The sequence below is a fragment of the Bacillus sp. OTU530 genome (genome assembly GCF_038440375.1).
The window spans coordinates 64259-73225 of the sequence record NZ_JASATP010000028.1 but is presented as its reverse complement, the minus strand read 5'-3'; the positions used below and the strand labels follow the sequence as shown (position 1 = coordinate 73225).

Below are 8967 nucleotides of genomic sequence, written 5' to 3'. Positions count from 1 at the left end.
TAGATTGTCTCGCTCTCAGCGACGAATATTAATATAACAATTAATTCATTGGAATGCAATAGTTTTTTACTATTTTTTTGTTTTCGTGAACTGCATAATTCTATCATATAAAGAAAACTCGCTGATTGGCGAGCCCTGCTCTTAGGCGAAGACAGAGGCGTAGTTGCATTTACACTTTATTCCTAAAATTTCTCGCTACGTCGAATGATCCTCCAGCTAGAAATTTATTCTTTCTTAAAAGTGTAAAAAAAACTCACCGATTGACGAGCCCGCTCTTAGGCGAAGACAGAGGCATAGCCCTACTTATACTGTATTCTTAAAATTTCTCACTACGTCGAACGGTCTTCTATATAAGTTGAATTTAATTCTTACACCTTCTTAATTCAATTGCTAAGTCATCTTTCAAATTGCCTTTCAACGTATTCTGTATGATTTTGTGCTGCGATGAAGTCATGGGAAAATATTTAGTTCAACTTATATAGCTAGAAATTTATACTCTCTTAAGGAGTAAATATTAATAGGGAAATGCATATACATCAAAACATATATTCCTCGCTTGCTTTTTCATAAATCTCTACCCCCCATCCCTTATTTGGCCGCAGGAGTATTAAGGCGCTGTAACACTTTTGTAAAAGAGCTATTTCTTTTTTAGAAACGTAGTACAATTTTACTTATCCGCCTCCGCCACTCAGTCTCCCTTCGACAGGTTGGCGCACTCCATAAAAGGAACAACCTGATCGGATGAATTAAAGAAAACTCGCTGATTGGCAAGCCCTGCCCTTAGGCGAAGACAAAGGCTTAGTTGCACTTATACTTTGTTCCTAAAATTTCTCACCACGTCGAATGGTCTTCCAGCTAGAAATTTGTACTTTCTTAAAGTGTAAAAAGTACTTAATAACGTTACACCCAAAATAGAAGAAGCGAGGTGTTCTTAATGAATGGAATATCGAAGCAAGAAAAAAGCTGGATTTTCTACGATTGGGCAAATTCAGCTTACTCCCTCATTATCACAACAGCTATCTTCCCCATATACTTTAAGGCAGCAGCAAAGAACGCAGGGGTAACGGCTGCAAACTCGACTGCATATTGGGGATACGCCAATTCAATTGCTACGTTGCTTGTATCAATTCTCGCTCCTATATTAGGAACAATTGCTGACTATCGTCATTTTAAGAAAAGGTTCTTCACCTTCTTCTTTTTCTTAGGAATAATCTTTACAACACTGCTGGCAATCATCCCTGGAAAGCAGTGGATTGTGCTGCTGATTTGTTATATGTGTGCCGTGATCGGCTTTGCAGGAGCTAATATTTTCTACGATGCATTTCTCGTTGACGTAACGAGTGAAGAACGGATGAATCGAATTTCCGCTAGAGGGTTTGCAATGGGCTATATCGGGAGCACAATTCCATTTATTTTATCCATCGCCCTCATTATTCTGGCACAGAAAGGCGTACTCCCGTTAAGCGTTACTATTGCAAGTCAAGCTGCATTTGCTATTACCGCGCTCTGGTGGGGATTGTTCACTATTCCCATGCTAAAAAATGTGGAACAGCGTCATTATATCGCGCAAGAGCCAAATCCAGTTATAAATAGCTTTAGACGATTATTTGGAACCTTTCGGAATATAAAGCAGCAGCAGCCCCTCTTTCTTTTCCTGCTCGCTTATTTCTTTTATATTGACGGTTTGGATACAATCATTACAATGTCCACCGCATACGGAACAGACCTAGGGATCAGCTCTACAAATCTATTAATTATTCTATTCGTCACACAGGTTGTTGCTTGTCCGTTTGCATTATTATATGGAAGGCTTGCAGAAAGGTTTAATACAAAAATAATGCTATATGTTGGCATTATCATGTATATAATCATTTGCATCTATGCATATTTTCTTAAAACAACATTAGACTTTTGGATTCTTGCTATGCTTGTTGCTACCTCTCAGGGCGGCATCCAAGCGTTAAGCCGCGCTTACTTTGCTCGTCTTGTTCCGAAAGAAGCAGCAAATGAATTTTTCGGTTTTTATAATATTTGCGGAAAATTCGCAGCTATTATCGGCCCTGCACTTGTTGGTGTGACAGCACAAATGACTGGAAATACAAACAGCGGCGTATTCAGTTTAGTGGTACTGTTTATCCTAGGGGGACTATTACTGGTACGTGTACCAGAGCGAGCGGCAGCTTCTCATGAAGAACATATATGACTCCGATTGGCGAGCCCTGCTCTTGGGAGAAGACAGAGGCGTGGCCCTACTTATACTGTATTCCTAAAATTTCTCACTACGTCGAGTTGGCTTCCAGCTAGAAATTTATACTTTCTTTACAGTGCAAATCAAACAGCCCCTTTCATTTCTAAGAGGTGAAAGGGGCTGTTTGTCCTGTCGTTGCTTTAGTTATCAAGGGCAAATAACTTTCTATTATGCTATGTTATCCAAATTATTCAGCCTTCAGTTTCCAAACTACGCTTTGGAAATCGCCGTGTACTGTTGCAGGAATAGCTAAGCCACTATACATCAACTCATCTCCCCCGTGAACCTCCGCATTATCCAACGTATAGTTCGCATCAGGATTTAGTCCTTTTAAAGGAAGAACCGATAAAGGAGCGTTCGCCTCAGCCAATACTCGATAATAGAATACTAAGGCTTCTGTTTTATCTTCAGAAACAAACATCCATGCTGTTTCATTTCCTGCAAATGGGCTGCATAGGCGGTAGAAGTCTCCAAACTGAATCAATTGACGATTTTCCTTATAAAAAAGAACCTGCTTTGTAATCTCTTCCTTCTCCTGATCCGTTAGCTTTGTTAAATCAAGCTCATATCCGAAGTTTCCGCTCATCGCAACGTCCCCGCGCATCTTAAGGGATGTCTCGCGGTGCACCTGGTGATTCGGAACAGCTGATACGTGAGATCCCATGGAGCTAATTGGGTATACAAGGCTAGTGCCATACTGAATTTTCAGACGAGATATTGCATCTGTGTTGTCGCTCGTCCATGTTTGCGGCATATAATGCAGGATGCCTGGATCAAATCGTCCACCGCCGCCTGAGCAGCTTTCAAATAACACATGAGGAAAGGCTGCTGTAATTTCTTCCATCACTCGGTATAAACCAAGCATATAACGATGTGCTGTTTCCCGCTGACGCTCAGGCGGAAGAGCTGCCGAACCGATTTCTGTCATATGGCGGTTCATATCCCACTTCACATACGTAATCGGAGCACTAGCTAGAATCGCACATACACGCTTAATAATTTCATCACATACTTCTGGGCGGGAATAATCAAGAACCAACTGGTTACGGCTTTCTGAGCGCGGGCGATTCGGAACATGCAAGCACCAATCCGGATGCTCACGGTATAAATCGCTGTCTACCGAGATCATTTCCGGCTCGAACCATAAACCAAACTGCATATCTAGGTTCCGAACACGTTCCGCTAAATTATCAAGTCCCTCTGGAAGCTTGTCACGATCCACAAACCAATCGCCAAGGGAAGTTGTATCATGATCTCGTTTCCCAAACCAACCATCATCTAAGACAAACAATTCAATTCCTAATTCGCTTCCAACCTTTGCAATATCTTCAATTTTATCTGCGTTGAAATCAAAATACGTCGCTTCCCAGTTATTAATTAAGATTGGCCGTTCTTTATCACGGAACGAACCACGTGCTAAACGAGTTCTATACAAGTCATGGAAGGTTTTAGACATCTCACCAAAGCCATTCCCCGCATATACCATGACAACCTCTGGACATTGGAAGCTTTCACCCGATTCTAGTTTCCAACTGAAGTCAAACGAGTTAATTCCCATTGATACACGAGTATTATGAAATTGATCAACTTCTGCTTGAGCAATAAAGTTCCCACTGTACACAAAGTTAAAAGCGTATACTTCTCCATGGTCCTCTGTTGCATCTTTGCTCACTAATGCTAGAAATGGATTCTGTTGATGACTGCTCGCTCCGCGGCGACTCTCAACAGATTGCATGCCTACCCTTAATGGATGACGCTCCACATAACGCTCTCTCCCCCAAGCACCAGAGAGGTGAACAAAATCAAAATTATCTGTACGAAAATCTACGTTTGCGCTTAACGCACTTAATAGCTTTAGGTTCTCGTTTCCTTTATTTTGATACGATACCGAACGTGTAATTACGTTTCTCTCCTCATAGACTGTGTAGGAAAGGGTAACGATTAAGTCTGTAAGCTCATCCTTCATTTCCACTTCTAGAGTGCTTGCTTCTTCATCTTGTTCTGTATATGTTGCCGGCAGGCCAGGTAGGGATGGCTTCCCGTGAACAATCCGGTGAGATTGATAACGTAAATCTGTTACCGTCGTACCATTTTCTAACTGCACTTGATAAGCTGGCACCCGAAAATCTGTTGCCCCATAGCTTGGGTATTCCTGCGGCAGCGTATCAAGCGAGAATGTTCGGTCCTTAGAAGGAGATGGATTCCCTGAGAATGCTCGATCTAGAAATTGAAGTGCATTCGTTCCAGAAAAATTCCGAAGCTTTCTTCCCCAGTATAAATGAACAAGGTATCCTGACCTCACTTGCATTACATAACTCGTATTACCAGCCTGTAAGTGAAAAATTTGTGTAGCTGAATCAAATTGTATTCCCATAAGATAACCCACCCTTTTTCTCTAAATGTTTCTAAATCAATCCTATTTCACAGCACCTCTTGTAACTCCGCTGATAATCCATTTTTGTGCAATGATATACACAATAACCATAGGAGACAACGCTAATAAATATGAGGCAAACGCTAGATTGTAGTCAGTTCCAAATTCAGATTGGAACACATATTGCACGAGCGGCAACGTCATTTGTGACTCGTCGTTCAATAAAACGAGCGGTAAGATGAAATCATTCCAAGCCCATAAGCATGTTAAAATCGCCACTGTTGCGTTCATAGGAGCGAGAAGCGGGAAAATCACCCTCCAAAACACGCCCCACGTGCTGCATCCATCCACAATCGCCGCTTCCTCAAGCTCTCTTGGAATGGAGCGAATATAACCCACATACAAAAAGATATTAAAAGCAATCCCATACACAATATAAAGAAAGATTAGCCCATTTGGGTTGTCCATTCCAAAGGCTGCCGTTTGCTTAACAATCGGAAGCATAATGATTGGGAACGGGATAAAGAGCGCACTTACAAAGTAGTAATACAAACCTTTAAAGAACTTCTTATCCAAATTTCGAGCAATAGCATAAGCAACCATCGAATTTGTTAAAAGCGTGAAAATAACAGTAATTACAGTAATATACATGCTGTTCCCAAAAGCGTGAAAGAAGTTGGTTGCCTCAATTGCATTCGTAAAGTTTTCAAAATGTAATGTTTTCGGAAGCGAAAGTACAGATTCTGCAGTTTCAGCAGGTGATTTGAAAGCAATTGTAACTGCTATATACAACGGAAACAAAATTACTAAAGATCCGAGAGCAATCAATGTAGTTATCGGCCAATTTACGCGTTTGCTCATTACATATCCACCTCTCGTTTTTGTAAGAATCTAATTTGTAGCACAGAGATTATCACAATAATGATGAAATATACGACAGAGTTTGCTGACTGATACGCAAATTCCCCTCCAGCGAATCCACCTTTGTAAATAAGCATGGAAATTGATTCTGTTGCGCGTCCAGGTCCTCCACCTGTTAAGGCAACGATATGGTCAAAGACCTGCAAAAAGTTCTTCATGGCTAAAACCATATTAATTGTGAAGAAAGGTGCAATCATCGGAAATGTAATATGCCAAAATTCCTGCCACTTATTCGCACCATCCAAACCAGAAGCCTCATACAATTCAGACGGTACAGTTTGTAAACCTGAGAGATAAAGAATCGTGTTGAAGGCACAAGCTTGCCACACCGCAACAATTACGACACCAATCCATGCCCAGTCCTCATTCCCCAAAATATTTGTGGAAAACAACGCAATCCCAAGCTTTTGTCCTAATTCTGGTACAACGTTTGCAAATAAGTAGTTAAAGATAAAGCCAACAATTAACACGCTTAAAACATTGGGAAGGAAATATACGCCACGGAAGAAGTTTTTATACTTAATTTTAGCGTTCAATCCCATTGCAACTAGCAAGCTAATCACATTTACCAAAATAGTAGCTAATATGGCAAACTTAAACGTAAATAAATAAGAGTTAAGAACATTGATGTCCTTAAATAAACTCAAGTAATTTTTAAAACCAACAAATTCATAACTTAAGCTAAGACCATCCCAGTTTGTGAAGGAATAATAGATCCCTTGCAGAGCAGGATACGTATGAAATATTGCAAATAAGAGCATTGCTGGAATCGCCATAATATAATACGCCAGGTGGCCTTGCATTAGCTTTTTCCTTTTGGGCACAACAGAAGAATCTGTCTTTTCAGTGGTTAATTTACCTACACTGTTCATGCAGCTACCTCCTTTATCATAGGGAGAGGGAAACCGAACACGCTCTCGACTCCCCTCGCAACTGTCCGTCTACTTACGACCTTGCACCTTTTGCCATTCAGTATCTAACTTGTTTAAGAGAGCATTTGTATCTTTCTTTTGCGTAAACTCTTGAAGAATTTTTTCAAAACCTACAGCACTTGGGATATAGTGATCTGGGAAGTCAACAAGCGCACCTTTCGCAAAGCTTTCCTTCAGACCTTCAAGACTTGCATCGTTCTGCTCTACTCCAGTTAAGGCAGAGAAAGCTTTTTGATCGTCGATGTATGCTTTTGAATTTTCTTCTGTTAGTAGAAAGTCAATAAATTTTTGCGCTTCTTTCGGATGCTTCGTTTGGCTGGATAAACCTAAAAGCAAGTCTATACCAGAAACAACTTTTGTCTCATCCGGATTGTTTGTTACAGGATACGGGAATACTCCTAAATCAATATCCGGGTTCGCTTTTTTGATTTCTGAAATTGCCCAAATCCCTTGCAGGTACATAGCAGATTCACCTTTTGCGAATGCTACGTTTCCATCATTATAGGCTTTGCCCATCATATCCTTATGACCATATTTCAGCAATTCAGCGAACTTATCTGCGGCTGTTTTGTATCCTTGTTCAAAGGTTGTCTTCCCTGCACTTAAATTCTTAAAGAAGTCTTGTCCTTGTGTATTAGCAGCAAGCACGTTGAAGGCTGGAAGTGCAGTCCATGCATCTTTAAATGTGAAATAGAACGGAATCTTGCCTGCATCTTGAACCTTTTTCGCAACAGCGATGAACTCATCCCAAGTTTTCGGAACCTCTAATCCTAGTTCCTTGAAAATCGCCTTGTTGTAAATAACAGCGTTCGCGTTCGCAGCGTACGGAATTCCATACACCTTATCGGAAGCGGTTACATCCTTCATCATCTGAACATAAGACGGTTGTATCTTCTCTAATCGTTCATCCTTCGTAACATCTGTAAATACACCTGCTTTCGAGAGATCTACAAAGGAGGTGTCCGCACCAACCCCCATAATATCTGGAATATCGCGTTTTGCAACACGTGTTTTCAATACCGTTACAGCATCTGCCGGATTTGAAACAACTACATCAATATTCGGATTTTCTTTTTCAAACTTCTTAGCCAGCTCTTGGAAAGTTCCCTTAGCTTCTGATTTATACTCGAAAAATTCAATTTTTACTTTCCCATCAGAGGAAGCAGAACTTTCAGACTTACCGCATCCACTAAGTGCAGCGATTGATAAAGCTCCAGTAATCATTAACGGTATTACCTTTTTCATACGTAAACCCCCTAATAATATATAATTTTTATATATAAAATTATTGCTAACAAAAAGTGTTTCATTCGATACAAGGGGAGCTAGGTTCCCCCTGTATATTTAATTTAACAACTTTCTCGGACTATCAGTTTTGTAGGGAGCACAACCTTAACCGGGATTTGCCGCCCCTTCAGCCGACTCAATAACGTGTCCACAGCAAGAGCTCCCATTTCATCTGTATGCACCTTTACACTTGATAAAGGCGGATTAAGAAAGGCTGCGGCTTCGATATCATCAAAACTTATCAGTGCCATTTCTTCTGGAACCTTTATACCAGCTTCATGAAGAGCACGCATGGCCCCAATCGCCATCGGATCACTTGCCACTACAAACGCTGAAGGATGATTCCCCTTATCCAAGGCCTCTTTCATTCGTTCATATCCTCCAGCAGAAGTCCATTCACCAATAAAAGTATATTCAGTATTATATAGCCCCTTCTCTTTCATGATTCTTTGAAAGGTCTTCTCCCGTGTATCCTCCATACGGTATACCTCTCCATTCAGGCGTTTTACCATCTCTTTTCCGCCGATATACCCGATACGTTCATGTCCTGCAGCAAACAATTGATGCAGCACCCCTTCTGTAGCCCTCTCATAATCAGAGATTACAGAATCAAATCGATCCTCATCCGGAGAACTGTTTACAAACACAACATTTGTGCTTTGAAGGTAAAATGGATTTCCTTCAGCTATATCAATACTGCCTATTACAATCAAACCGTCCAGCTCTTGAAAATTACTATAGATTGTTTCTTCATTAATTCTGATTACCGATGATATGTTGAGCCCAATCTGCTCGCAACGCCTCTCTATCCCTTGGCGGATGGATAGGAAATACGGATCATTTACCTCATCCTGCGGTGTTAAGGCTATAACCAATCCAATTTGGAAAGCACGTTTTTCTTCCTTTGCTACCTTCCCGTTTGTTCTTCTTTTGGAAGGCTTATAATCTAACTGCTGTGCAACTTCCAATACTCTTTGACGTGTGTCATCGGAAACAGAAAGGGTTTGATCGTAATTTAATATGCGAGACACTGCTGCAGTAGATACATTTGCTTCGCGTGCTATATCCTTTATTGTCGCCATTAACTACTGATCCTCTCTTTCTTACAAATCTTATATGTTCAACATTAGTAAAATTCACTTATTTTAACTAAAGTTAACTAAATCCTTAATAACAATATACCAGTTAATGAAAGCTCTTTCAAT

General features: G+C 40.6%; 6 protein-coding genes. 1 reads left to right on the top strand and 5 read right to left on the bottom strand.

Going from position 1 to position 8967, the window contains the following annotated elements:
* Positions 1 to 934: 934 nt before the first annotated feature.
* Complete coding sequence (locus AAHB12_RS19415; protein WP_342046586.1) at positions 935 to 2203, top strand: MFS transporter; 1269 nt, start codon at positions 935 to 937, stop codon at positions 2201 to 2203.
* Between the two features lie 232 nt (positions 2204 to 2435).
* Here AAHB12_RS19415 and AAHB12_RS19410 read toward each other — a convergent pair whose 3' ends face one another.
* The 5 genes from AAHB12_RS19410 to AAHB12_RS19390 form a co-directional block, all read right to left on the bottom strand.
* Positions 2436 to 4622 carry an alpha-galactosidase gene (locus tag AAHB12_RS19410; RefSeq protein ID WP_342046584.1) on the bottom strand — a complete coding sequence of 729 codons (2187 nt, stop codon included), beginning with the start codon at positions 4620 to 4622 and terminating at the stop codon, positions 2436 to 2438.
* Between the two features lie 42 nt (positions 4623 to 4664).
* A complete protein-coding gene (locus AAHB12_RS19405) occupies positions 4665 to 5483 on the bottom strand; it encodes a carbohydrate ABC transporter permease (protein WP_342046583.1) in 819 nt (272 codons plus the stop codon).
* Positions 5483 to 6346: a carbohydrate ABC transporter permease gene (locus tag AAHB12_RS19400; protein WP_342046595.1), complete on the bottom strand. Its 864-nt coding sequence runs from the start codon at positions 6344 to 6346 to the stop codon at positions 5483 to 5485. Before AAHB12_RS19400 ends, AAHB12_RS19405 begins: the two co-directional genes overlap by 1 nt.
* Before the next feature lie 138 nt (positions 6347 to 6484).
* A complete protein-coding gene (locus AAHB12_RS19395) occupies positions 6485 to 7720 on the bottom strand; it encodes an ABC transporter substrate-binding protein (RefSeq protein ID WP_342046581.1) in 1236 nt (411 codons plus the stop codon).
* Between the two features lie 104 nt (positions 7721 to 7824).
* Entirely contained in the window at positions 7825 to 8844 is a 1020-nt protein-coding gene (locus AAHB12_RS19390) for a LacI family DNA-binding transcriptional regulator (protein WP_342046579.1), read from the bottom strand.
* Between the last annotated feature and the right edge of the window lie 123 nt (positions 8845 to 8967).

Bases quoted from the DNA above. Each gene is read 5' to 3' on its own strand.
- AAHB12_RS19410 (WP_342046584.1), bottom strand. From the start codon at position 4,622: ATGGGAATACAATTTGATTCAGCTACACAAATTTTTCACTTACAGGCT.
- AAHB12_RS19395 (WP_342046581.1), bottom strand. From the start codon at position 7,720: ATGAAAAAGGTAATACCGTTAATGATTACTGGAGCTTTATCAATCGCT.
- AAHB12_RS19405 (WP_342046583.1), bottom strand. From the start codon at position 5,483: ATGAGCAAACGCGTAAATTGGCCGATAACTACATTGATTGCTCTCGGA.
- AAHB12_RS19390 (WP_342046579.1), bottom strand. From the start codon at position 8,844: ATGGCGACAATAAAGGATATAGCACGCGAAGCAAATGTATCTACTGCA.
- AAHB12_RS19400 (WP_342046595.1), bottom strand. From the start codon at position 6,346: ATGCAAGGCCACCTGGCGTATTATATTATGGCGATTCCAGCAATGCTC.
- AAHB12_RS19415 (WP_342046586.1), top strand. From the start codon at position 935: ATGAATGGAATATCGAAGCAAGAAAAAAGCTGGATTTTCTACGATTGG.